This is a genomic window from Paenibacillus lignilyticus (assembly GCF_017942085.1).
Classification (GTDB): Bacteria; Bacillota; Bacilli; order Paenibacillales; family Paenibacillaceae; genus Paenibacillus_Z; species Paenibacillus_Z lignilyticus.
Genome location: NZ_JAGKSP010000040.1, coordinates 1 through 23,724 on the forward strand (window position 1 = coordinate 1; position 23,724 = coordinate 23,724).

The window sequence follows — 23,724 nt, forward strand, 5'->3', positions numbered from 1 at the left end:
TTCAGCTAACGCTCCTCGAAGAAAAGGCTGCCGAGCGGCAGCCTCCAAATTCTTTATAACCCTAAAGTCAAAAAATACATTTTCAATGCAAATAGAGTCAACTTTGAAAGCGAGATATTTACTAAAAGGTAGAAGCAGGTGGTTCGTCTATTTTCATACGGAGTAAACTGTAAGGCTTCTGCCGCAGGTCATTTCCATAATGAAATCTTGACTGCCGATGTAATTGATTGACGATGAAATATAAGTATTGATCTGGACCAATAGAAAAAGTATCCGGCCATAAAATTCTCGGATCATGTGCGATGGTTTCCATAATTCCATCCGACAATATCTTTCGAATACTATTGTTTTCATAGTCTCCAGCGTAAACGTTTCCTTTTGCATCGGTGATCATTCCATCTGAAGCACCTTTTTCTCCCCAATACTTCACGTGATACTGTAAATGCATATCCGGTATCGTTCGATCTCTTAGGGCTTCCGTTGAAATAGAGTACAGATGACGACTGGAGAGAGGACAAAAATACAACATCTTGCCATCCGGGGAAATCGCTATGCCATCGGATGCCAATCTAAAAGGTGAAGTAGATCCGTCTTTGTTTCGATTCATCAGAACTTTACCTTCAACTTTCGGTAAGAGATAGAGATCGGGCGAAGTTGAATTTGCTCCGTTTAACCGTCTCCAGGCATAACCGGTTTCTAAATCAACGACAATAATGGCTCCTGGTCCTCGGGAAGACGAATCCGTTATATAAGCATAACCTGCTTTACCAACACGGAAGTCAACTCGGACATCATTCAGATAAGTGGTTGGCAGGACAACATCTTCCGTAAATGTATATACCCTTCTTATAGTATTTGAATTTAAATCTACAGCGACTAACTTCGCCCCCCCTTTGATGGGTTCTGAGAAATTAGGAGCTCCCGTATCCAATATCCAAAGCGTACCAATTCCATCAGCAACGACACTTTGGACACTAATGAGGGACGTTGTGATATTCGATGGGCTTACCACATTAGCGTCTAAACTAGGATAAGGCTGTAATGTATCGTGAACGATTTCAGCCACCGTAAATTTAACGTCGTCTCCCCATTTCGGAAAGCAAATGAAAATACGCCCGGTTTCAGAAACAGCTACGCCTGTAGGCATGGCGCCGTAAAATAAAAAAACGGCCTCAAACTTACCGAAATACTTTTCACTCGGTAACATCACTTGTATAAAATCCTCCTCAACAGGTTCGAACTGCTATCACCTATTTATATGACTGAATGTCGTTCAATTGCCTGGATAATAATGGTTACGGAGAGGTTGACTGCCATTATAAGTGTTGACACCTGCATCCTGCCATGCCTTGCTCTGAGTACAAGCGGTTCGCAACACCCATTCCCCTTTTTTAACCTTTGTCACCTCAGGGACCACTAGTCTATATTAGACAGTTTTCCTTAATTGCCTACTATTCTTCTGAATAATTCAACCCGATCGTCTCCATATAATCTTTACCCCATTTATACATTGCATCAAGAATCGGCATCAAAGTTCTTCCTTGTTCAGTGAGGGAATACTCCACTTTTGGCGGAACCACTGGGTAGACTTCTCGTTTAACAATCAAGTCTTCTTCCAGTTCACGCAATTGATTAACAAGCATTCTTTGTGTGATCTCTGGCATTAGAACCTTCAATTCACCAAATCGCTTTGTTCCTTCTTTGCCTAGATGCCACAAAATAAGCAATTTCCATTTACCACCGATAACGGAAAGAGTTAATTCTTTTTCACAGTTAAACATCTTATCCTGCATTCGCGACATTCCAGTTCACCTCCAAGGCTTCATAATCCACAGTATACTTTTTAGCACTATGTAAAAAAAAAGTGCGTACTTTTAATATAGTTCCATACATTATATACTTGCAATTGTTCAGCGACGCATCATTAATCCCTACTGCTTTACTGTACGACAAACTAAAAATTATTAGGAGTGAATATAGATGGAATTACAATTAGCTTTAGATTTAGTAAATATTCCAGAAGCAATTGCGTTGGTAAAAGAAGTGGAGGAGCACATTGATATCGTAGAAATCGGTACGCCGGTTGTGATCAACGAAGGTCTCCATGCAGTCAAGGCTATAAAAGAAGCATTCCCTAATTTAAAAGTATTAGCAGACCTTAAGATCATGGATGCTGCTGGTTATGAAGTGATGAAAGCTTCTGAAGCAGGTGCAGATATCATCACTATTCTTGGAACTGCTGAAGATATGTCTATTAAAGGTGCTGTAGAAGAAGCGAAAAAACATGGTAAAAAAATTCTTGTCGATATGATTGCAGTAAAAGACCTTGCTGGACGTGCTAAAGAAGTGGATGCAATGGGTGTAGATTATATTTGTGTGCACACTGGCTACGATCTTCAGGCAATTGGAAAAAACTCTTTTGAAGATCTTCAAACCATCAAAAGTGTAGTAAAAAATGCAAAAACGGCCATCGCAGGCGGTATTAAATTAGAAACACTTCCTGAAGTCGTTAAAGTACAACCAGATCTTGTCATTGTAGGTGGCGGTATTACTGGACAAGCTGATAAAAAAGCTGCTGCTGCTAAAATGCAACAAATGATCAATTAAGGGTAAAGGTAATGAACAGCATGAATACGACTCAATATTTAGCTGAAATAATAAAAGAGCTATATAGATCCGTAAGCTTAATTTCGGACGATGAAGCAGAAAAATTAGCAAATGGGATTCTTGTATCAAACAAAGTCTTTGTTGCCGGCGCAGGTAGATCTGGATTTATGGCTAAATCGTTCGCAATGCGAATGATGCACGCGGGTATAGATGCCTATGTTATAGGCGAAACGGTAACTTCTAACTTTGAAAAAGACGACATATTGATTATTGGATCTGGTTCTGGAGAAACAAAAAGCTTAGTTTCCATAGCTGAAAAAGCAAAAAGTATTGGTGGGACGATAGTCGCTGTAACTATTTTCCCTGAGTCAACTATTGGAAAATTAGCTGATATCACCATTAAATTACCTGGATCACCAAAAGATCAGTTCAAAGGTGATTATACAACCATCCAGCCAATGGGCTCATTATTTGAACAAACTCTTTTAGTATTCTACGATGCAGTCATTCTGAGGTACATGGAGAAAAAGGGTTTGGATACCGATAAGATGTATGGTCGACATGCCAATTTAGAATAAAGAAATATAAATCAGAAAGCCCGCAAACTATTCCAATGAAAGATTGCGGGCTTTCTGATCGTATTCAATTACTTCATTTGTTATTATTTAAATGCTTTTTATTTTTAATAGGAGTGATAAAATGAGTTCTTTAATTGGAAAAACTGCTCTAATTACTGGAGCAGGAAGAGGTATTGGACGTGCTACTGCTATCGCTTTAGCAAAAGAAGGAGTTAATATCGGAATGATTGGATTGAACATGACCAATCTTGAAAAGGTATCTGCTGAATTAGAACAATATGACGTATTAGTATCAGCTGCAACAGCAGATGTTACTGATCTCGACTCAGTTACTCATGCTTTTGAACATATCAAATCGGACCTAGGACCAATAGATATCTTAATCAACAATGCAGGTATTGCTAAATTTGGTGGTTTTCTTGAGTTAACTCCTGAAGAATGGGAGAAAATCATCCAAGTAAACTTAATGGGTGTATATAATGTAACAAGAGTTTTATTACCTGGCATGATTGAAAGAAAATCAGGTGATATCATCAATATTTCTTCCTCTGCTGGCCAAAAAGGTGCTCCTGTAACAAGTGCTTATAGTGCTTCAAAATTTGCCGTTATAGGACTAACAGAATCACTCATGCTGGAAGTAAGAAAACATAATATCCGTGTAACAGCTTTAACACCAAGTACAGTCGTAACAGATTTGGCAATTGATACAAACCTTGTTAGTGGCAATGAAGAAAATGTTATGCACGCAGAAGACCTGGCTGAATTAATCGTAGCTGGATTAAAACTTAATCCAAGAGTATTCGTAAAAACTGCGGGACTATGGTCAACAAATCCATAAAGATCATGAGCAGATCCATTGGATCTGCTTTCTTTTTGTAAAGACCTTATTTACCTTCAATTATACTTGGACGTACTTATCCCATCGACACAATCTCCCCCACGATGTACCACTTTTACGGTCTGATATTTGAAGCAGGTTCAAATGAAGACCCCCACCAAATAAGAGCTGTAATAAGAATACCTCCGAAGGCTCGGAAATTTCCAATCGTTAGTTTAAATCGCGATACAGAAAAGCATAATAAAGGAGATCTCAGCGCGCGCTGATTCAGGGGGTGAACGATGACAGCAATTTCTAAAGAAGCTTTAGAGCAGCGCCTCGCCCTAATGGAGGACGCGGAGATAATTGATCGAGAGACTACCGACGGACTTCGTTTGACATTTATTTACCTTGGAACCTTAATCGATCAGGAGCGTCTTAACGAATCGATTCTTGAGCCTCTCGTTCGATCATTCCAAAATTCGGTGGAAAAAAGCCTAACCACCGCCAAAATTACGCGCTTATCCAATTTGGAGCAAGCCCTCCAGTATCTCATGAAGGGTTCAGTGCTAGTTCACGACTCATCCAGCGGTCGATGGAACGCTATTATGCTTCCCAACTCGCTAAGCCGGTCCATCGAAACCTCAGAGACGGAAACAATAATGTTTGGCCCGAAAGACAGTTTTAGCGAGCAGCTGGAGCAAAATATCTTGCTGATAAGAAGAAGGCTTCCTATAACAGCGCTCAAAACAGAGAGATACTCCGTCGGCTCCTTAACTCAAACAACCGTAGTCCTTATGTATATCGACGGGCTAATCAATCCAGAATTTGTAGAGGTCGCGAAAAATAAGCTTTCCAGCATAGACTTCGATATGTTTTTGGACTCTTCACATGTTGCAGCGTTTATGGAAGACCATTATCATAGCATCTTTCCTCAATATCTTCAGACCGATCGACCGGATTCCTGTGCGTATGCACTAGGCATTGGAAAATTGGTCATTTTAGTCAATAACACTCCTTTTGCTTTAGTCGCTCCGATTACGCTGTTTCACTTGTTTCAGTCGCCGGAGGATTATATTAACCGATGGTTGGTAGCCAGCTTTTTGAGGCCGTTACGCTATCTCAGTTTCCTTCTTTCCATTACTTTAATTCCACTTTACGTGGCATTAACGACTCATCATTATCAAATGCTCCCCCTGCAAATTTTATATGTAATCATTGAGTCTCGTAGCAAACTGCCACTATCCCCCTTCTGGGAAGCGTTAATAATTCTAGTTACGCTAGAAATTATCAAGGAAGCCAGCCTAAGAATGCCGACCAAAACAAGCCAAAACTTGGGGGTTATTGGTGGAATCGTTATAGGACAAGCTGCGGTAGAAGCCGGATTCGCAAGCAAAGTACTAATTGTATTAGCAGGCATTTCGGCGATTTCCACTTTTCTCGTTCCAAACTATCTGGTCACCAAATCCAGTTTACTGCTTCAATTCATGTTCTTGATTCTCGCGTCCTATTTGGGCGTTCCCGGAATCTTGCTTGGACTTGTCGGCATGTTTGCCCATCTGAACGGGCTTACGTCCTTGAACCAGCCCTACTTGGCGCCGGTATCTCCGTTTTATTGGAGAGATTGGGTCGATTTCTTCGTCCGAGGGCCGTTACACGCTATGCGCAGTCGTCCCGAAGCATTGCGTCCTTTGAACAAGTATCGTATGAACGGAAGGAGTAAATGAACCTATGCAAACTATGTCGCTGTTTCGAAAAACCTCACATCAAGAAAGCGGTTTTTACGCGCTCTTCCTCACCAATAGGATTCAAATGCTTTATTACATGATTGTCATGCCCTCAGCCCATGTTCAACCGTATATGTTGTTGGCGATTGTAGCAATGGGCATAGCCTCCCAATTTTGCCTATATATGCTTTCCAAGTGGTTCGCAACCCCCTACTCCGCCCAAGGGTACCAGGGTTTTGAAAGATTATTCGGAAAAACAGGCATCAAAATTATAGCTTTGGCAAGCTTGCCTCTCCTTTTGCTCAAGATCTCTTTCATTACAATCAGTTATGCCGAAATCATGCAGCAATTTGTTTTTCCCTCTATGGACCGAGAATGGCACATTGTGTTTCCTTTTATCCTTAGCTGCTATTTGGCGATGTTTGGAATGGAAAACATGGTACGGTTCGTAACGCTCGTGTTCATTGGAACGATTTGGATCTTCTTTTTATATATTCCGTTTTTTTGGGTGCAATCAAATTCGATTCACGATATATACCCTCTCATCCCCATTGGCCCAGAGCCGTTTGCATGGAAATCCCTACTGCTCGTTTTTTCGTCGTTTTCCGGTCCTGAATTTTTAATCGCTATTTCATACTGGCTGAATCCGCAACGGAAAATGCTCAAATATTTGACGATCGCTAACGCCATCTCGGTCGGAGAGTATCTCTTTATTTCCATTGCGTCCTTGCTCTTCTACGGCTCCAAATACTTGCCAACCATCAAATACCCGAACGTGGAGATGGGGCGCTATCTGCAATCTCCTGTATTCGAAAGGGTCGATATTATCCTGATCTCGGCATATTCGTTCAGCTTCCTTTACTCTATCGCCTTGTTCGTGTTATTGATATATGGCGCATCTCGTTTTCTAGGCAAGACGAAGACAAACACTACGCGTATTGGGCTGATCGTTAGCGGATGTGCGGCGATGGCCGTCACTCTTCCGATCAGTAAATGGTTTTGGGAGCCCGGGCTCGAACAGGCCTTTTGGCTCGACCTGCAGATGTGGTCAGGATCCGCCACTTACTTGTTTGTGCCTCTTCTCGTCTGGATCGCGATCAAGCGCAAAGCCAGGACAACGTCATGAAACGCTTCGTACGAGCAACGCTTGTGCTGCTATCGTTTTCATTGTTGACATTCGCATGCGGTTGCGTCCCCGTACCAGAAAACAATATGATCGAAGAAATCACGCCGATCATTTTCTGGTCCGTACAGGGTGGAGGAGAAGAAGACGGAAAGATAACAATCAGCACGCTCGTCCCTCCTCTTATCAAGGTGAAGAAGCGAGTCCTTACCCTTAAGGTCTCTCTATTGAATGAAGGCAATAAGGGGTTTAATTTAACCTATTATAACGAACTGAAAGCCGGTCAAATCCGCTTGCTGTTCGTGGACGAAGCTTATGCGAAACGGGGACTGACCCGTCTTATCAATACCGTCCTGACCGATCCGAACATTTCGCAACGGTTGTACTTAGTCATCACGAAAGGCAACTTCAATGAATTCCTCGCCAAACACTTGGATGAAACAGACAATATCGATTATTACCTTTATCGCATGTTCAAACATTACGAGAAGAAAAAACAAGGCGAAATTACCGTCGTCAATTTGCACCAGTTTATGAAAATGCTGTACTCTCAGGTTTCCGATCCCCAGCTACCAGTATTTCGCGCGAAAGGCGAACAGTTCCTGTACGAAGGCACGGCATTTTTCGACCGGGACAGTATGGTTGCGGAGATACGTGGAAAGGACGATCAAATCAATCAATTGTTGTATAGGGACAGATTCGTACGATATTTAGTCTTTCCTGACCTCTCGGTTACGCTAGGGCATATTCGCGCGCATACCCGTAAGAAACTAGCCCCGGATTTATCATCCCTGTCCATCGAAATCGACGTGAAGGGAAGAATTGATGAATTGGATTCGCTCTCAAGAATCGAAAATAACTTCCAATATGTCGCTCTCACACAAAAAATCGAACGGTACTTGGAGGAGAATGTCATCCGCATGCTATCCCAAATGCAAAAATTACAGATTGACCCCCTTCAAATCGGGGGGTTGACTGCTAAACCGTTCTCCAAACCGATAACCAGAGATACATGGGATCGGAATTGGTCTACTATGAAGATTAATGTAAAAGTGCGGCTGCAATTAGAGTCTCTGACGAAGGTAAAATAGTAAGTTGGCATTTTCACTGAATCCGGGTCTCCAATACTTGCGCTTGCTGTGCTTAACGAAGCCTAAAAACACGGAAAACGCGCCAGCCGACGACAAATGGAACAGCAACAGCCACGGACGAGAAAATAAAGTCCTGGACTGCTGCTGTCTTATTGAACACAGAGGGAGCTTCGCGCTTCGTTGGCGTTGCCCGATCCCAAGTGATATCAAGCATTTCGGTTTTTTTTCTCATTTTTAAGTTACATTATAGTTGGTTCATCACCCATAAAGCTCAATCGATACTTACTTAGAGCACAAAAAAGGACCTCCACAATTCAATTTTGTGGGTGTCCACACTATTTGAATCCCTCTAACCATCCAATAGAATGGGATCCCGAGTGTTATTCTGTTCAATTCCCGGTAATTTGACACTATTAGTAAAAGGCCGCCGTCACCGGCAGCCTTCATTCCAATCCTATTTCTTATCTTTTATTACAACCATCTTCTGTGTATGATCGACGAACTCTTCAACTTCCTTTAGCACAGCTTGCTTCTTCTGATCAGCTTGTTCTTGTGTAATTTCACCTTTTGCTTTTAAAGCATCGATTTTGGCAGTGAATTTTGACATTAGCGTATCGATCAACTTCTCACGGGATACATCATGATCCTTTGCGATGTCCGCAAATGACTTGCCTGCTTGGACCTGTTCAGAGAAAGTCGCTTTGTCAATGCCAAGCAATTCAAAAGCAGCTTGCATGTCAAATTCACCAATGCCCTGTCCTTTTGCTTCTTGTTCCTTGTTAAGCGGAGTTGTGAAGACGCGCTCTGCCTCCATCGTAGACTTTTTCTTCACGTTCTCCTTTTCATCAGTTGTAAGATCATTTGGGTTTTTCGCCACAATTTCATCACTAATTTCTTTTGCTAACTCATCAATCAGCGGTTGCAGCGCTTTGCCCTTCTCTTTCGCAATGTCCGCCAGCGATTTACCAGCTTCAAGTGCCTTTTGGAAAGCTACTTTATCTAGACCAAGCTTAGAAGCAGCAATTTGTTGAAAATCAATTCTAATTCCTTCGTCTGGGTTCCGTTTATCATCCTTGCCCTGTACACCAGAATAGCTCTCTTTTTTCTTAAATAGAGACTGTGTATGGTCGACGAAGTCTTCGACTTCCTTAAGCACTGCCTGCTTCTTCTGATCTGCTTGTTCTTGAGTGATATCACCGTTTGTCTTAGCTCCATCGAGTTTTGCGATTACACCGGACAACAGAGCATCGATTAGCTGCTGACGTGTTACGCCGTGACCCTTTGCAATGTCAACGAATGATTTTCCCGCATGAACCTGGTCAGCGAAAGTAGCCTTATCAATACCGATTAATTCAAGTGCCGAAGCTAAATTCCAATTGCCGCCCTCTTGTTTACTACTCTCTTTGTTAAGGGGGACATTAAAGATTCGTTCTGCTTCCATTGATGCCTTCTTTTTCACATTCTCTTTTTCCTGAGCAGTAAGTTCCTTAGAATTGAGATTTGCCAGAATCGCGTCACTAATTTCCTTCGTCAGCTCATCAATGAGCGGTTGAAGCGCTTTGTCTTTTTCCTTCGCGATATCTGCAAGCGACTTGCCGGCTTTCCGGGCTTGTTCGAAGGCTTCTTGATTCAGGCCGAGCTTTGATTTAGCTATTGCTTGCAAATTGAACTTAAGCTTGTTGTCTTCGGCTGAAGTTGACTTCTCTCCTTCCTTAACAGCTGGCGATGTCTTCTGAGCATCTGCATAGCTGGCCTTTTTGTCATCCTGCGATTTGCCATTCATGTTGTCCGCTGCATATGCGGTTACCGGCACCGCAACCGCGATTAACAGCGCTGCGCCTGCGAGCTTCCATTTTTTTTTCATTGATTTATCCCTTCTTCTTTTAAATTTGCCTTCCATACAATAAGAAGGCTACATGGTTAAGATAAAGAAACATTCTGAAAAGAATCTGAAATGCTCGGAAGAGATACACGAATAGTTGTCCCCATCTGTGGTGTACTCCACACTTCTATTTTTGCTCGGTGTGCATCAACGATTTGTTTGGCAATCGCAAGACCAAGACCGGTCCCTTCCGACCGGCGAGTCCGAGCTTTATCCACTCGATAAAACCGTTCGAAAATACGAGGCAGATGCTCCTTCTCAATGCCCATCCCCGTATCATTAACAATAAACGATACCTTCTGCGGGTTCGCTTCCAAGGAGACAGTAACACTACCGCCATCCCGGTTGTACTGAATTGCGTTCTCGATCACAATTAAGATGAGCTGACGAATGCGTACCTCATCCGCTTGAATTATCGTTTCATCCTCGTTCGACACATTTTGCCGGTTCTCCCAGATAAACTTCACGTGCTTTGATGCTGCAATCGGCTCTAATTGTTCCATCACTTGGCTGATTACGTGACGCATAGAGAATCGCGATAAGACCAATTCAAGCCGCCCGTTATCGCTTCGCGCGAGCACAAGTAAATTATCCACTAATCGACTCATATGATGTATTTCCCTCCCAGACTTCATCAATACATTACGGTAGAAGTCAGGAAGTTTATCACGCTGCTCGTCTAGCACCTCGTACGCAGATTTTAAAATACTAAGCGGTGTCCGAAGTTCATGTGACGCATCGGACGTGAATTGTTCCTGTCGATGGAAGGCTTCTGAAATCGGCCTCATTGCTCGTCCCGCCAATATATAACCTGCAGCTCCACCAGCAGCAAACAAGAGCAGGGCGAACCCTGCAAACGCCCATCGCAGCTGAGTTATAAGTTTGGTATCATTGGTCACTTCTTGCGCAACGATTATTCTATAGTCATAGAGTTTTCCATTTGAAAGTTTAGTTCCGCCAATTCGAAATGTTCTCCCACTTGCGCTTACATTTCGGTAGATATTATCCGGTTCCATGAATACGCTTGGTAATAGCGCCGTCAGTGGAAAGTTCACTCCAAACGTGTTTTTGTTAGATGGCGAGGATTGAAATATCATTTCCCCGTTCGGATCAAGCAACCATGCCATCTGGTTTAACTGTAAACCTCCTGGTTCGTAGAAAGAATTCACCTTTTCCCTATCGACCGAAGGATCGAATAATGCGTTCCCTTTAGGAGACTCGATTAACTTCTGAAGCTCAGACTCATACTGATCGCTTAAAGATCTAAGTTGATTATCCTCAGTCGTTGTCAACATCTGCTGTACCATCCATAAAGCAAAAACTGCGGTTATCATCAGAATAATACCAATTGTAAGCGAGAATTCTCGCGTTAGTCGGGTTCGTGTCCGTTTAAACATTGATCTCATTCCCCACTTATCATAAACCGGTAGCCAAAACCGTAGACGCTTTGGATGTATTTTGTTTCATAAGGTCCGTCCATTTTTTTGCGAAGTAATCTAATTGTAGCATCAACTACGTTAAGTGTTACTTCCGATGCAAGCCCCCACACCTGATCAAGCAACTGCTCTCGGGAAAGGACTTGTCCCGCGTGACGCATCAAACAGACGAGCAATTGAAATTCACGCCGTGTCAATACGATTACTGTTTCTCTACGTGTTACCTCATATCGTTTCAAATGTACGGTTATGTCGCCTAAGGTGAGGGTATCCGAAGATTGGTAGCCTCGATCTTGCCGCCTGAACAAAGCGAATAATCTTGCTTCCAGCTCCTCAAATGCAAAAGGCTTAATCATATAGTCATCTGCCCCAGCACGTAACCCCTCCACCCGGTCTTGAACTGCATCTCGCGCCGTCAACAGTAGAATTGGAGTATGATCTTCCTTCCTTCGGATCTCCCTTACGAGCTCTAAACCGGTCATCTCGGGCAACATCCAATCAAGAACGTATACATCATAACGGCCAGATGCAAGTGCTTCCTTTGCCTGAAGGCCATCTTTCATCCAATCGACAACATGATATTGCCTTTTCAACTGATGCTCAGTTAGCTCACCTAACGTCTCATCGTCCTCAGCTAGCAAAATTCGCATAATCACATTTCCCCCTGCAAAGACGTTCATAGAACTAAAATATACCAAGGAATTCTGAAATTAACATGAAAAATCAATATAATTAATCACTAAATTAACTGTCAAGCTATCACATCTTAGAGTGCCCTTAAAGTGGACATTGAAAAACAAAAAAACAATAGTAATTAAATAACCTTCCTTAACAGAAATCATTTCATATTTACAACTACATTTGTCGGCAATAGTTAAAATGCATAATATGATTCGATGTCCCCTTTTTAGGATATGTACCCTGTTACGATATGGCTAGATTTTCAGGAAGAAGTACATAGTTACTTTAACGAAACAAAGGAGCAGTTGCCGGTGGCAAACTGCTCCTTATTCGTTCAACTATCGTGCCCGTTCGTATTATGAGGTCACCAGAACTTTCAGCTGCTTACTGCAGAACGAAACCCTCTCAGAGAAACAGTTTTTCGAGCCATCTCATATCGCTGGAATTGCTCATTAATCTGCTTCTACAGTACAAAGAACATCTAACCAAACTCGAACAGTTGATAGATGTTCTTGGCTGTAGAATTACATGAGTATAAGTTGATCCAATCGATACCCGGAATTGGAACCAGAAATGCTGCATCAATACTGGCTGAAGTCGGAGAATTCGATTGATTTGATCATGCATGGTTATTTGGTGTGCTCTTTTTACAGTGTAGCATCTTGGACTTTATCCATTAAGTTATAAATATTGACAAGCTATTAGCTAGAATATTTCAATGAATAAATATGCCCTTTTTGAGCCTTCTCAGAAGGAAAAACTAATAATAACGTGGAACTGTTAACCGGATGCGGCGGCTCTCCGCTTCCTTCTTTTTCTATTGCTTCCGGACCCGTAACATTGAGGAGAAGAAATACGGCTGTTAATGTAAATCTGGAGTCAACAGAGGGAGGGGAATGTATTGAGCAAACGCTTAGTGTCGGACGCAAAGTAGCACAGAGGCTTATGCTGAGGGACCTCCGCCGTTACCGTGTTGAGTTCGATAGGGAAACTAGAGTAATGCGCTTGTTTAGTAAGCCTATTACAAGAGTGAGGCTTTTCTTGGGAGTCGATACACAAGTTGTAGAGGATAGAGAAGGAACAAATCCTAAAATCATTACAATCCGGGATGGCCAGGTCTTTATATCCGCCATCGGTCAAGTTGCGTTCGGGGTCATCAGTGATCGGCTTCTGATAAAGCACGGCTTAGACAGCAAAAGACTCCGAATCTTACGAGGGCAAGACATATTCATTAGTCCGTTTATTCAGGTTACCCCCCAAACTGCAAAACAGTTGGGTCTTACAGAAGGCAATGTTCTCATGGAATTCAATCAGAACACATCTATACTGAGGATTAATCCGGGGAAGTAAGCGAACAGCCTCTCATTCTATTCCTTCACCTGAAATCACTAGATTTAAACTTGCACTTACTTCTGAGGCTATTGGAATAAAATGAAAGATTTGCTCGGTTACAGTACTGAATACTACTATGCCGGCAGTCTGCTCCTGGCCAGCGGCTAATAGAAGTATAGGCTCAGATACGAATCATTTGTTGCAGCTGGGGAAGACCGTTTCTTATCTAAAACGCAGTCTATCCCGAAAAAGATGGATGTGATTATGTGCGTGGCGAAATAATAGGGTTAGGCATAAAAGAAACCAACTCTTCTCAGGGTTGGTTTCTTCATGCAATACATGTTCTACTTCCCTCCCGCACTGCGAATTTCGAGCACGTTGGTCACTTGATTAAACCTTAGCACGTATCTATTGCTCGTTATAAAGCCAAAAAAGGCTGCTGTTTGAGAACTGGTTTCAAAACCAAATTCGGGTTCACTCTCAGAGACTAATTGTAATCTCAAATTTTTTTATTTTACCTGCCCTAAAGACGGTTAGCAACGTATTTTCAGCCGGTAAGCCTAGTTCGACGAGTGTGTCGAAGGTGACTAACAACCTATCATTTCTCTGTTCGCCAACGCCTTCAATTCCGAATGATGCAGTGGTACGAGTCCGCCTAAGACTTATTGTCAGAACGTTCGTATTATCGTTAAACTCCAAAAAATACAGAAATCCATCCTTTAATCGAAACATTTCTGCGGTCGCAGGACTGACAATCAAGAAATTATTATCTTGTTCGCCCTGGCACATCCCTTCAAGATTATTACTCGTCTTTTGGAAATGACAATTCCCCTCTGTACATGCGCAGAGTGCTTTGAAAGGCACGTTTCATTCGCACTAGCTGTTCCTTCGGAAATTCATCCGGTTTTCTGATCGCTTCATGCAAAGGCACGATGCGGCAATTTGCGGGCTTGCCGTTCTTATTGATGCTTACCCAGGTTGGGACGCCCTCGATACTGTCTAGCCGGATTTGGCCGCTGATATTTTTGCGTAGCTTAAGTCTAACTATGATACCGGTTAGAGCCTCATCCCTGCCATGCAACCGAGTGGAGATAAAGTTGCCAAGCGAGTAGATGGCGAATCGCTTTCTCGTCCGCCCTGAGACGTCCTTCACGGTTTGCGTCACTGCCGGCTGAAGGACATGCGGATGCGAGCCCAGCACCACGTCCGCGCCGTTTCGGAACAGGAAGCGGACCCATTGCTTCTGGTGGCTGGCCGGGTCATGCTCGTACTCGAATCCGCAATGCATGCACACGATAATAAAATCCGCGGCTGCACGAAGCTGTTTCATATCGTTCTTTATCCTCGCGCGTATGAGCTTTTTAACGCCTGCTGGCTGGCTCTCCGGTAGGTACATGCCGTTCGTATCTCGCGTATACGACAAAATGCCGATCCTGAAACCTTCGACATTCCGCACGCAGAGCGCCCGCGATTCCTTCTCAGTCCGGTACGTTCCTACGTGGTCGAGACCGTTCTTGTCGAGCACATCCAGCGTCCGTTTGAGTCCGCGAACGCCGTAATCCGCGCAATGGTTGTTGGCAGTCGCGACCACATCGAAGCCAGCCGCCGACAGAGCCGGCGCAAAAGCATCCGGGCTTTTGAATATCGGATTGCGGTTTTTTGGATTGCGATTCGTCTTTCTGAAGCCAGCATCCGATCCTCCGGCGAAGGTTGTTTCCAAATTGCCGATCGTCAAATCCGCATCCTGCAAATAACGGGCAACCGGTTCAAACATCTGCCCGAACGCGTAGGTCGACCCTCTTTGAACGTCCGTGTCGCCCGATTGCCCGCTATTACGAAGCAATTGGATGAGCAGCGGCTTCATCAGCAGATCGCCGACTGCCGCAATTACAATTTCCTTCGACATTCCATCTTCCTCCGATTGCCCTAATGACGGTTAGTAACGGAAACGTAGTTCCCTTGCGCGCAACCCTCCAATAAAAGCTCATTATCTCTACGTGATGTTACAATCCTGACGATAACGGTTCCCGTGATGGTCAAACCTCATCTGAAAATGACGAGGTGTTTTTAACTTTATTATTTTGCTCCAATACTTCCTAGCGTCATTGTGTTTGTGTTGGTGTCAAATGCAACTGTTATTCTTTGATCTAAAGTAAAATCAAATAACGCTATATCGTTAATGTTAAGCCTCAACAAATTTCCAGGCGGATCATCCTCAAATGAATCCCTTGTGAGGATTAATTCCTTGGATACGCTACCTCTTTTCACTGTTATGGTTTTACCTTCAGGCAAGTCGATACCTGGAAGATCAAAATTTACCGATACCTCACGCGTTTCAGTTCCGATTGAAATGAGTCTAGCTGTGGTTTTTGCGCTCGTCATTATCAATCCTCCGCCTTCAGATTCAACTGAATCCCTTTTCACTTTATGCAGATAAGGGGAAATTGTAACAAGCTTACAATATCGAGTTTCCTGTTCGTCTATTTAAGCGGGTATGCGCGTTTCAAGTACTCAATCATGGCCATAGACTAATGTTGGGTTCATCATGCGCGGGTAGACTTTTTGGGTTTTATTGATAGAGAAAGAATCACTGTAGAATTTGACGACATTACCTAAATAATGACTTTAGGTCGTGCAGGATCAGAGTAATTGATGAATGAGGAGGAGTCGAATGAGCAATGGAAGACTTTTGGTGAATAATCTGATTGGGAAACGGCCCAAAAATCAAACGCTAGAACAGGTACTTTCGCCTTTAAAAGAAAACGGCAGCCTATATGCCTGAACTGCACCCCATTTGTTAAACACGACTAACAAATGGAGGTGCGTTTTTTTGCCTTATTTCAGTTTAGATGAGAAATTGAGTGCCATTCACAGGTATCAAGGTGGTACTGTACCTTGTCTGGTTTCGGAGCGCAAATCATGAGCTGAGCAATGCCATGTATGAGATTCCAATATATAAAAAAGGTACAGCACCCTCACTTGGGAACTGTACCTTTATCGTTATTTCATCACTGGATGTAACGGCAAGTTTAAGGCCTCCTGTTCGGAAGACCCTTCCACTCAGATATGTACTACGACTGAAAGCTTAGCTTGCGCATCATCTTCCTCCACTGACAGTACTGGTCTCCCCCAACACATAATTCGCCGCATCCGAAGCAAACTTTCGTCTGCGCCTCCCGTGGCCCCTTTTATGTTATCGCGATAATGGATAGCAACCTTAGCGCCTCTTGATGCCATTAATTCCGCAGTAGCTCGGCCGATTCCCGAACTAGCCCCAGTTACAAGTGCAACCTTCCCGAATAAAATCTGCACAGATGTGCCCCTCCCCTGACGACAAATATGACATCCAGAGCGATATCTTATCTAATTTGTGTACACAAGCCCTACAACTTCCATGCATAATACCTTATAGTGACATCTGACCTTTAGCCTAACGTCTTCTTCTACCCAATTCTTCCCCCACCCAGCTTCTCCACAAGTGAGGCTTACGTTCCGGTTCGCATCCACGGTGCCGTCTAATCCGGTCTACCAAACGACTTAGTGTTTCTCTGCTAATAAAAGATGCCAGCTCAAGTTGCCCTCTTCGGCTTCTTGTACCAACCGATCTACATGTTTTCTTTCAAGAAACGGGCAAGTGTTTTTCTTCACAGATTACATCTAGATGGAATGAAGTTGTAGATAAAGAAATTTTTGGGGCTGGTAAAGGCGCCAAAAATTCTCCACCTAGACCACTGTCTGTAAAAAGTGGTTACTCAGGTAAAGTATGGTTGCACCTTTGGATCTCCACATATGCTCATGGCGGTCAACCCTCCCACATCTCGCAGAGTCTACGCTCCCACATTCCTTCATTCAACCTCCATGAGGTGGAGGTCAGATATGCTGCCCGACAGGATCTTCGTCCGTATGGATAGTGGCTTTCCGACTCATCCGTGCTGCTTGTTATCTGTTTCTATCATGACTTGGTCGCGACGTACGACAAATTTATTATTTTATTCAATCCTGCCGATACTCGAGAATATCTCCAGGCTGGCAATCGAGTGCTTTGCAGATCGCTTCGAGTGTCGAGATTCGAATGGCTTTCGCTTTTCCGTTTTTAAGTATCGACAGGTTCGCCATTGTAATGCCGACTTTCTCCGATAGCTCAGTAACGCTCATTTTCCGCTTTGCAAGCATGACGTCAATGTTAACCACTATCATACGGTCAACTCCTGTTCTTCTTTGAGCTCGATCGCGTTTTTGAGCAGTTTCTCAAGAACTGCGGCAAATACTGCGATTACGACTGGCGCACAGGTTATAAATAGCCCGATGACCATGACGCCTGGTGCGTCTGCGCCGTCAGCTACAAAGTAGAAAAGCGGGAGATTACATGCAAACATGAGTGATACCACAACCGCCGCTCGCTTTATTTTCTTAAGCGCTAAAACTGAAGTTTGCGAAAAAGCGGTATTTGTATCGATGTACCTGAGAAGCTTAAATGCCTGAAGTAGCGTAAATGAATACGCAATAGACGCAACATACGCTGCCAAAGCGGAAAGATAAACTTTAATATCCGGGAAATCCGGCATCATACTATGCGCCATCGCTGGGATTCCATAAAAACACATCACTAATGCAGGAATTGCCATAACAACCAGAACAACTTTTAAAAAGAGCGTCTCTCTTTTCATCTATTTCACCTCATTTTTGATTTTATCACTTCATTTATTGTTTCACAATAAAAATGTATTGATTACTTTGTTTAAGCCCAACAAGTTTTTTAAAAAGAAGAAGCCATAAGCACCTTAGCTCGCCTTGTTTTCTTCATTTCTTGGCAAACTTCAATGCCACTCAGTTTGGGCATCATCCAAATGCTGTGCGATACAAGTGTACTCAGCTTTGCCTTGATGGGATGCGGGGGACAATTCATGATGAATCTGCGCTATCTGACAAGGCAAATATATCGCTTTGATATAGAAACTTACAAGACCGTTCTTTATTTACGGGTACAGGTAATTTTGAATTTACAAAGGGAAAGGATATAATGGGACTAACTGTATATATTGCAAGATGCTCTGTTTTTTTTGTGGATTAAAATACCCTGAGTTTCTCGTCAAAATGTAGCTATCAGATCGGTTTTAATCGAATTTTCCTCGACGAGACGAGAGCCATTAAATAAAAATAAAAGTGCCGAGAATGCTTACGATGCTTGCGCAGAAATTCTTTTAGGAGGAGTCTAGTGGATGCAAAATGTAAAAATATTTTCCGGTTCATCGAACCTCCCGCTCGCGGAAGAGCTATGCAGGCAGCTTAATGTTTCTCTTGGAGACATTGAGATTTCCAGGTTGCAAAGCGGTGAAATCAGCTTACGTTATATCGAATCTATTCGTTCTGCTCATGTCTATATCGTTCAATCCTTGTCTCATCCCGTAAATGAGCATTTAGTCGAACTCATGATTATGATTGATGCTGCAAAACGGGCATCAGCCAAAACGATTAATATCGTTATGCCGTATTATGGCTATGCTCGTCAGGAACGGAAAGCAGCCCCGCGCGAACCAATTTCCGCGAAGCTCGTAGCCGATGTGCTGACAACAGTAGGCGCTGACCGCATAATTACGGTTGATCTTCATGCCGATCCGATTCAAGGTTTTTTCGATATCCCTGTTGATCATATTACCGCTTTGGATCTTATCACGGATTATTTGAAGTCAATGAACATTAAGAATCCGGTAGTTGTTTCACCTGATGCTGGTCGGGCAACAACCGCTGAGAAGCTCGCCAACTATATGGACTGTCCATTCGCAATCATGATTAAGAACCGCCCTGCTCACAATAAGACAAAAATCACTCATATTATCGGTGAAGTCGAAGGCATGACTCCTATTATTATTGAAGATTTAATCGATACAGGGGGTACGATTGTGAACGTTGTTGAGGCGCTGCATAAAAGAGGCGCGAATGACGCCTATATTTGCGCAACACATGGCTTGTTCTCGGATAATGCGCTAGAGAAGTTGTCGCATCCCTACATTAAAAAGGTCGTTATTACGGATACCATCGCAATTGACCCGAACCATTCGGATAAGTTCGTTGTACTTCCAATGGCGGAGCTTCTTGCAACTGCGCTCCGAATTATTAATAACGGCGGATCGATTAATACGCTGTTTAAGACGAAGCAAATGTAAGCTTTTCTCTGTCCATTTCGATTCCGATCAAGACGACTTTGTTGATGCGATCACCGAATTCCTTTGACCAGATTTATGTCGGGAATGACGTCAAGTTCTTGTCAAAATCGGAAGTGGGATCAAGTTACGCATATCGGTCAAGAGGATCGCCGGGCTTCAGTAAATAAAGCTGATAGCTAAGGGGATGGGATCTGACTGCCCCCTCTCCGCATCCGTTAATTAAGCGGATAGTTAAAATCCCCCTCCTCCCTTATCGGTCGAATTTCAATATGAATCTTGTTAAATAGGAAAGCAGTCGTTAAGCGCTAAAAAGCCTCCGTTCCAACTGTATCCAGTAAGAAGGAGGCTAATAATCGCAACTCTTTGTTCCAACTTCACTCATTAAACGAAAAGCAATTCGTCTATCGTCTCCAACGATTATTTGCCTTTCGGTCCTGCGGCGCGGCTGATCCACTTGCCCTTCGTAAAGTCAGGAATCGCAACCGAGGCGCTACCCAGAGCGACCGATTCCTCGGAGAGCACGGTAATTGCCATCCAAACGGCGTATCGTAAACGTCGATCAGGGTTTGCGTATTGTCCCTTACGCTTTCCGCAAAAGCACGCAGCACTAAATAGTCACTACCATCGTGCCCGCCGCGAACACATTCATTAATATATTGTTTCCACAACGGATGTTCGTATTGCTCCCGGCAGCCGTCGAACGATTCCCACTTATGCTCAGGGCTTAAGCCTTCGATATGGATCGAAATGTTATCTTCCATCCAGATGACCTTCGTGCCTTGAACGCGTCCCGCCCTCGAATATGGACGTGGAAGCGTCGTATCGTGAATGAGCATGATAGTCTCGCCTTTGGCGCATTTGATCATGGTTGTCACGATATCGCCCTGGGCAATTCAGTCTTGGCAAACTCGCTAGTTTCGCCGAAATTATCGGTCGCCCATTGGCGGATTCCGCGCGTTTTCGACGACTTCGAAGTCAGGCTGACAAGCCGGTTACCATTGTTGACGTTCGAAATTTTCGATATCGGTCCGAGACCGTGGATCGGATACAGCTCGCCGTTCCGATTCAAGTAATTGTGATAGCGGCCGGAATTTCAACATCATCCATCGCCAGCAAACTTTTGAGCAAGCCTCTTCCTCGTCCTCCCAAACCGATATCCGCAAGTTTCACTTTACCGTTGTTCCCCATCGCTCAATCCGTCCTTCCGCGCCTTATTTTTGGCTATGTTTTTATACTGCTGCTGGGTTCCCTCATTTTTATGCTACTCGTGTCGGACCGGAAAGTTTTAAAGTAACTGCATATTCAGACTAAAATAGCTTCTTGTTAGCTTCGACCTGCTGCCGTTCATCGCGTTCCTTCAAGCGCCGGTAAAAGGTTGGTTTCGTGATTCCGGTTACTTCTGTTATATGAGCAATGGTGTAATGCTCGTCGTAGAGTTTGAATGCAAGCTGTAGCTTCTTATCGTCGTCCTGGTGTAGTCGAGGCCTGGATTTTTTTATACTTGCCCAGTGCCTTTGCGCGGCGGACGCCCTCTTTAACGCGCTCTAGCATCGGCGCTCTCGGCTCGTGACCAATGATGAAATTTTCAGGCATATTAGGGATTTCCCCATTATAGATATGCAGATCCGAACCACACAAATTGATGTTGTCGTAATGCGCGCAAGGACTTTTAATGCGTTTGGCATCCTCAACTTCCTTAACCTTTACTTTTTTCATCCCTTGATAATTTAAAGCTTTCATAATTCCACCACTTTTCCTGTGATAATAACGTCCGAAGCATACCCATTAATCGCTTTAGACACTCAACATTTTCATAAGAGTGGTTACTTGCATGTTAGAATGGCTGGAGAAGAGATCGGCTTAGAATGGATAATTATCACCAAAGTGAGAAAGATTAAACTCAAAATTATTGTTTAAGGTGGTTATACGTAGTGTCTGTAAATCCAATGCAAGACAGAATATCAATAGCTGCTCTTGGCGGTGTGAATGAAATTGGGAAGAATATGTACATCATTCAATCTAACGAAGATATCATTGTGGTGGACTGCGGATCTAAGTTTCCAGATGAAAGCTTGTTGGGCATCGACCTCATAATTCCGGATATTTCCTTTTTACTCGAGAACCAAGATAAAATCCGGGGGTTGATCGTCACCCATGGGCACGAGGACCATATTGGGGGAGTTCCGTATGTCATCAAGCAGTTGAATATGCCTATTTATGCGACTAGTTTGACTCTTGGTCTAATAAAAGAAAAGCTACGTGAGCATGGTTTACTTAATAACACGGTACTTTATGAAATCGACTCGAACTCTGAACTTACTTTTGGTACTGTCATGGTACAATTCTTTCGTACCAATCACAGCATTCCCGATTGCCTTGGTATTGCTTTTAAAACAGAGCTAGGAACGGTCGTACATACTGGAGATTTCAAGTTTGACTTCACACCGGTAAACGAACAATACGCAGATATTCATAAGATGGCCGAGATCGGCAAAAACGGCGTACTTGCACTGTTATCAGAGAGCACGAATGCTGAACGACCGGGATTTACTCCTTCCGAACGTCTGGTTGGCGGCAATATCGAAGAGGCATTTAAGAAGGCTAGAGGAAAAATATTCCTTTCAACGTTTGCATCTAATGTCCACCGGATTCAACAGGTTATTGACGCTGCTGAGAAGACGAACCGCAAATTGATTCTGCTCGGCAGGAGCATGGTTAATGTTGTCGGTATAGCCTCCTCGCTTGGTTATTTAAGGTTGCCTGAGGGGATGCTTGTAGAATCCTCAGACGCAACGAAGTATGCACCACACAAGCTGATCATTCTATGTACCGGTAGTCAAGGTGAACCTATGGCAGCATTAGCAAGGTTAGCAAATGGCACCCATAGGCAAATCCATATTGATCCCGGTGATACGGTAATTCTGGCGTCATCCCCTATTCCAGGAAACGAGCGCAACGTGGGAAGTATCGTGAACAACTTGTTCGAAAAACAAGCAAATGTAATTTACGGATCAAGTACAGTGACAGGAATGCACGTATCGGGACATGCTAGTCAGGAAGAATTAAAACTGATGCTTACTCTAATGAAACCCAAATACTTTATCCCCATCCACGGTGAATATCGAATGTTGCATCAGCACCGCCTTCTCGCTGAAGCAATAGGTGTTGATCCTAAACATATTTTCATTGTCAGAAATGGAGAGGTTATAGATCTCTATGATTCTGAGGCTCGTAAAGAGCGGACAATTCCTAACGGGAATACGCTCGTTGACGGACTGGGCATCGGAGATGTAGGTCAAATCGTACTGCGAGACCGCAAAGTATTATCAGAGGACGGAATTCTGATTATCGTCGTGTCCATCGCAAAATCAGATAATCAAATCATTTCTGGCCCTGATATTATTTCTCGCGGTTTTGTCTACGTACGTGAATCCGAAGGCCTTATTGGAGAAATGCAGAATATTGCTCGGACTTCTATAACGCAGCTTCAGAACTCCAAAACAAATGCCGATTGGAACGATTATAAACTGACCCTTAAAGAAGCCATCGGTAAGTTTGTCTATACCCATACAAAGAGAAGACCCATGATCCTACCGATTATTATTCAGGTATGAATAAGAGTTTGAGACAGATAACGGAATAAAGATCGGACCAACCTAAAAGCCCGCCTAACTGGCGGGTAGGACGGTTCTTTCCCATGTCCTTTTTTTATTTTATCACCTTATAAAATGACCATTAATGATTAAATATTGACAAGCTATTAGCTGGAATAGTTCAACGAAGTTCAGTCGGTTATTTCTGGCTTGGTGCTTCATTTAAACGATTTCCAAGCTTTTCGCCGGAATGGGATCAAGTTCTTGTCATTTGGTTTTGACAAGAACTTGATCCCATAAATAAAAAAAGCCGCAACCACGCGGCTTTTTAACATATATGATCTTGTCATCCGACAGTTCTTGTTGTTCCGACAACTGTTGTGACTAGGAATTGCCATCGGCCTCTCGCCTGGGAAGGACCCAGTTTTGGCGCGGGAAGTGGCAGGTGTAACCGCTCGGATAGCGCTCCAGATAGTCCTGGTGCTCCGGCTCTGCTTCCCAGAAGTCGCCGACAGGCGTCACTTCGGTGACGACCTTGCCCGGCCACAGATCCGACGCGTTCACGTCGGCGATCGTCTCTTCCGCCACCTTTCTCTGCTCGTCGCTCCCATAGTAGATCGCCGAACGGTAGCTTGTGCCGATATCGTTGCCCTGACGGTTCCGCGTCGTAGGATCGTGGATTTGAAAAAAAAA

General features: G+C 43.5%; 24 protein-coding genes and 1 pseudogene. 9 read left to right on the forward strand and 16 right to left on the reverse strand.

Annotated elements, in window-relative coordinates; genetic code table 11:
* Positions 1-121: 121 nt before the first annotated feature.
* Together I8J30_RS32295 and hxlR are read right to left on the reverse strand one after the other, a co-directional pair.
* A complete protein-coding gene (locus I8J30_RS32295; RefSeq protein WP_210664466.1) occupies positions 122-1,207 on the reverse strand; it encodes an L-dopachrome tautomerase-related protein in 1,086 nt (361 codons plus the stop codon).
* Between the two features lie 244 nt (positions 1,208-1,451).
* Positions 1,452-1,802 (reverse strand): transcriptional activator HxlR, encoded by a 351-nt coding sequence (gene hxlR / locus I8J30_RS32300; RefSeq protein WP_210664449.1) that lies wholly within the window; start codon positions 1,800-1,802, stop codon positions 1,452-1,454.
* A 178-nt stretch (positions 1,803-1,980) separates the two neighbouring features.
* Between hxlR and hxlA the strand changes: the two genes are divergently transcribed.
* The 6 genes from hxlA to I8J30_RS32330 all read left to right on the forward strand — a co-directional run bounded on the left by hxlA (position 1,981) and on the right by I8J30_RS32330 (position 7,943).
* A complete protein-coding gene (gene hxlA / locus I8J30_RS32305) occupies positions 1,981-2,607 on the forward strand; it encodes a 3-hexulose-6-phosphate synthase (protein ID WP_210664450.1) in 627 nt (208 codons plus the stop codon).
* 20 nt (positions 2,608-2,627) lie between these two features.
* Positions 2,628-3,185 carry a 6-phospho-3-hexuloisomerase gene (hxlB, locus tag I8J30_RS32310; protein WP_210664467.1) on the forward strand — a complete coding sequence of 186 codons (558 nt, stop codon included), beginning with the start codon at positions 2,628-2,630 and terminating at the stop codon, positions 3,183-3,185.
* Between the two features lie 121 nt (positions 3,186-3,306).
* Positions 3,307-4,023, forward strand: a complete 717-nt coding sequence (locus I8J30_RS32315) for a 3-ketoacyl-ACP reductase (protein WP_210664451.1) — start codon at positions 3,307-3,309, stop codon at positions 4,021-4,023.
* 281 nt (positions 4,024-4,304) lie between these two features.
* The gene (locus tag I8J30_RS32320) at positions 4,305-5,729 is read left to right on the forward strand and encodes a spore germination protein (protein WP_210664452.1); all 1,425 of its coding nucleotides are present in this window, start codon (positions 4,305-4,307) and stop codon (positions 5,727-5,729) included.
* A 4-nt stretch (positions 5,730-5,733) separates the two neighbouring features.
* A complete protein-coding gene (locus I8J30_RS32325; protein ID WP_210664453.1) occupies positions 5,734-6,855 on the forward strand; it encodes a GerAB/ArcD/ProY family transporter in 1,122 nt (373 codons plus the stop codon).
* Positions 6,852-7,943, forward strand: a complete 1,092-nt coding sequence (locus I8J30_RS32330) for a Ger(x)C family spore germination protein (RefSeq protein WP_210664454.1) — start codon at positions 6,852-6,854, stop codon at positions 7,941-7,943. The genes I8J30_RS32325 and I8J30_RS32330 overlap by 4 nt, the downstream gene beginning before the upstream one ends.
* Before the next feature lie 454 nt (positions 7,944-8,397).
* On the opposite strand, the gene I8J30_RS32335 is transcribed toward I8J30_RS32330, so the two are convergent.
* Genes I8J30_RS32335 through I8J30_RS32345 form a run of 3 tightly spaced genes read right to left on the reverse strand, consistent with a single transcriptional unit; the run spans position 8,398 to position 11,911 of the window.
* The gene (locus I8J30_RS32335; protein WP_210664455.1) at positions 8,398-9,807 is read right to left on the reverse strand and encodes a hypothetical protein; all 1,410 of its coding nucleotides are present in this window, start codon (positions 9,805-9,807) and stop codon (positions 8,398-8,400) included.
* Between the two features lie 56 nt (positions 9,808-9,863).
* Positions 9,864-11,222 carry a sensor histidine kinase gene (locus I8J30_RS32340; RefSeq protein ID WP_210664456.1) on the reverse strand — a complete coding sequence of 453 codons (1,359 nt, stop codon included), beginning with the start codon at positions 11,220-11,222 and terminating at the stop codon, positions 9,864-9,866.
* Between the two features lie 5 nt (positions 11,223-11,227).
* On the reverse strand, positions 11,228-11,911 hold the full coding sequence (locus tag I8J30_RS32345; protein WP_210664457.1) for a response regulator transcription factor: 684 nt from the start codon (positions 11,909-11,911) through the stop codon (positions 11,228-11,230).
* 537 nt (positions 11,912-12,448) lie between these two features.
* Here I8J30_RS32345 and I8J30_RS32350 point away from each other — a divergent pair.
* Positions 12,449-12,556: a transposase gene (locus I8J30_RS32350; RefSeq protein WP_240548549.1), complete on the forward strand. Its 108-nt coding sequence runs from the start codon at positions 12,449-12,451 to the stop codon at positions 12,554-12,556.
* Positions 12,557-14,076: 1,520 nt separating this feature from the next.
* Here the strand turns inward: I8J30_RS32350 and I8J30_RS32355 are convergent.
* The 5 genes from I8J30_RS32355 to I8J30_RS32375 all read right to left on the reverse strand — a co-directional run bounded on the left by I8J30_RS32355 (position 14,077) and on the right by I8J30_RS32375 (position 17,941).
* A complete protein-coding gene (locus I8J30_RS32355; RefSeq protein WP_210664459.1) occupies positions 14,077-15,180 on the reverse strand; it encodes a CapA family protein in 1,104 nt (367 codons plus the stop codon).
* Between the two features lie 170 nt (positions 15,181-15,350).
* Positions 15,351-15,656 carry a hypothetical protein gene (locus I8J30_RS32360; RefSeq protein WP_210664460.1) on the reverse strand — a complete coding sequence of 102 codons (306 nt, stop codon included), beginning with the start codon at positions 15,654-15,656 and terminating at the stop codon, positions 15,351-15,353.
* 678 nt (positions 15,657-16,334) lie between these two features.
* A complete protein-coding gene (locus tag I8J30_RS34355; protein ID WP_420831270.1) occupies positions 16,335-16,586 on the reverse strand; it encodes an SDR family NAD(P)-dependent oxidoreductase in 252 nt (83 codons plus the stop codon).
* A 681-nt stretch (positions 16,587-17,267) separates the two neighbouring features.
* Positions 17,268-17,471: a helix-turn-helix domain-containing protein gene (locus I8J30_RS32370; protein WP_113035934.1), complete on the reverse strand. Its 204-nt coding sequence runs from the start codon at positions 17,469-17,471 to the stop codon at positions 17,268-17,270.
* The gene (locus tag I8J30_RS32375) at positions 17,468-17,941 is read right to left on the reverse strand and encodes a DUF2975 domain-containing protein (protein ID WP_210664461.1); all 474 of its coding nucleotides are present in this window, start codon (positions 17,939-17,941) and stop codon (positions 17,468-17,470) included. The genes I8J30_RS32370 and I8J30_RS32375 overlap by 4 nt, the downstream gene beginning before the upstream one ends.
* A gap of 552 nt (positions 17,942-18,493) precedes the next feature.
* Between I8J30_RS32375 and I8J30_RS32380 the strand changes: the two genes are divergently transcribed.
* Positions 18,494-19,438, forward strand: coding sequence for a ribose-phosphate diphosphokinase (locus I8J30_RS32380; RefSeq protein WP_210664462.1), 945 nt, complete (start codon positions 18,494-18,496; stop codon positions 19,436-19,438).
* A gap of 761 nt (positions 19,439-20,199) precedes the next feature.
* Here I8J30_RS32380 and I8J30_RS34360 read toward each other — a convergent pair.
* The 5 genes and pseudogenes from I8J30_RS34360 to I8J30_RS32395 form a co-directional block, all read right to left on the reverse strand.
* A pseudogene (locus I8J30_RS34360) lies at positions 20,200-20,304 on the reverse strand (hypothetical protein); the annotation flags it as partial.
* A 5-nt stretch (positions 20,305-20,309) separates the two neighbouring features.
* On the reverse strand, positions 20,310-20,507 hold the full coding sequence (locus I8J30_RS34365; protein WP_420831271.1) for a hypothetical protein: 198 nt from the start codon (positions 20,505-20,507) through the stop codon (positions 20,310-20,312).
* Positions 20,504-20,626 (reverse strand): hypothetical protein, encoded by a 123-nt coding sequence (locus tag I8J30_RS33840; protein ID WP_276316208.1) that lies wholly within the window; start codon positions 20,624-20,626, stop codon positions 20,504-20,506. The genes I8J30_RS34365 and I8J30_RS33840 overlap by 4 nt, the downstream gene beginning before the upstream one ends.
* Before the next feature lie 119 nt (positions 20,627-20,745).
* Positions 20,746-20,937, reverse strand: a complete 192-nt coding sequence (locus I8J30_RS34370; protein WP_210664469.1) for a helix-turn-helix domain-containing protein — start codon at positions 20,935-20,937, stop codon at positions 20,746-20,748.
* Positions 20,897-21,178 (reverse strand): alcohol dehydrogenase catalytic domain-containing protein, encoded by a 282-nt coding sequence (locus I8J30_RS32395; RefSeq protein ID WP_210664464.1) that lies wholly within the window; start codon positions 21,176-21,178, stop codon positions 20,897-20,899. Before I8J30_RS32395 ends, I8J30_RS34370 begins: the two co-directional genes overlap by 41 nt.
* A 206-nt stretch (positions 21,179-21,384) precedes the next feature.
* On the opposite strand from I8J30_RS32395, the gene I8J30_RS32400 reads away from it, so the two are divergent.
* Positions 21,385-23,052: a ribonuclease J gene (locus tag I8J30_RS32400; protein ID WP_210664470.1), complete on the forward strand. Its 1,668-nt coding sequence runs from the start codon at positions 21,385-21,387 to the stop codon at positions 23,050-23,052.
* 363 nt (positions 23,053-23,415) lie between these two features.
* Here I8J30_RS32400 and I8J30_RS32405 read toward each other — a convergent pair.
* Positions 23,416-23,724: peptide-methionine (S)-S-oxide reductase MsrA (locus I8J30_RS32405; RefSeq protein WP_210664465.1), on the reverse strand; the 309-nt coding region annotated here is incomplete at its 5' end.

Coding starts and splice junctions, on each gene's coding strand:
- I8J30_RS32295 (WP_210664466.1), bottom strand. CDS start 1,207: ATGTTACCGAGTGAAAAGTATTTCGGTAAGTTTGAGGCCGTTTTTTTA.
- hxlR (WP_210664449.1), bottom strand. CDS start 1,802: ATGTCGCGAATGCAGGATAAGATGTTTAACTGTGAAAAAGAATTAACT.
- hxlA (WP_210664450.1), top strand. CDS start 1,981: ATGGAATTACAATTAGCTTTAGATTTAGTAAATATTCCAGAAGCAATT.
- hxlB (WP_210664467.1), top strand. CDS start 2,628: ATGAATACGACTCAATATTTAGCTGAAATAATAAAAGAGCTATATAGA.
- I8J30_RS32315 (WP_210664451.1), top strand. CDS start 3,307: ATGAGTTCTTTAATTGGAAAAACTGCTCTAATTACTGGAGCAGGAAGA.
- I8J30_RS32320 (WP_210664452.1), top strand. CDS start 4,305: ATGACAGCAATTTCTAAAGAAGCTTTAGAGCAGCGCCTCGCCCTAATG.
- I8J30_RS32325 (WP_210664453.1), top strand. CDS start 5,734: ATGCAAACTATGTCGCTGTTTCGAAAAACCTCACATCAAGAAAGCGGT.
- I8J30_RS32330 (WP_210664454.1), top strand. CDS start 6,852: ATGAAACGCTTCGTACGAGCAACGCTTGTGCTGCTATCGTTTTCATTG.
- I8J30_RS32335 (WP_210664455.1), bottom strand. CDS start 9,807: ATGAAAAAAAAATGGAAGCTCGCAGGCGCAGCGCTGTTAATCGCGGTT.
- I8J30_RS32340 (WP_210664456.1), bottom strand. CDS start 11,222: ATGTTTAAACGGACACGAACCCGACTAACGCGAGAATTCTCGCTTACA.
- I8J30_RS32345 (WP_210664457.1), bottom strand. CDS start 11,911: ATGCGAATTTTGCTAGCTGAGGACGATGAGACGTTAGGTGAGCTAACT.
- I8J30_RS32350 (WP_240548549.1), top strand. CDS start 12,449: ATGTTCTTGGCTGTAGAATTACATGAGTATAAGTTGATCCAATCGATA.
- I8J30_RS32355 (WP_210664459.1), bottom strand. CDS start 15,180: ATGTCGAAGGAAATTGTAATTGCGGCAGTCGGCGATCTGCTGATGAAG.
- I8J30_RS32360 (WP_210664460.1), bottom strand. CDS start 15,656: ATGACGAGCGCAAAAACCACAGCTAGACTCATTTCAATCGGAACTGAA.
- I8J30_RS32370 (WP_113035934.1), bottom strand. CDS start 17,471: ATGATAGTGGTTAACATTGACGTCATGCTTGCAAAGCGGAAAATGAGC.
- I8J30_RS32375 (WP_210664461.1), bottom strand. CDS start 17,941: ATGAAAAGAGAGACGCTCTTTTTAAAAGTTGTTCTGGTTGTTATGGCA.
- I8J30_RS32380 (WP_210664462.1), top strand. CDS start 18,494: ATGCAAAATGTAAAAATATTTTCCGGTTCATCGAACCTCCCGCTCGCG.
- I8J30_RS33840 (WP_276316208.1), bottom strand. CDS start 20,626: ATGGGGAACAACGGTAAAGTGAAACTTGCGGATATCGGTTTGGGAGGA.
- I8J30_RS32395 (WP_210664464.1), bottom strand. CDS start 21,178: ATGAAAGCTTTAAATTATCAAGGGATGAAAAAAGTAAAGGTTAAGGAA.
- I8J30_RS32400 (WP_210664470.1), top strand. CDS start 21,385: ATGCAAGACAGAATATCAATAGCTGCTCTTGGCGGTGTGAATGAAATT.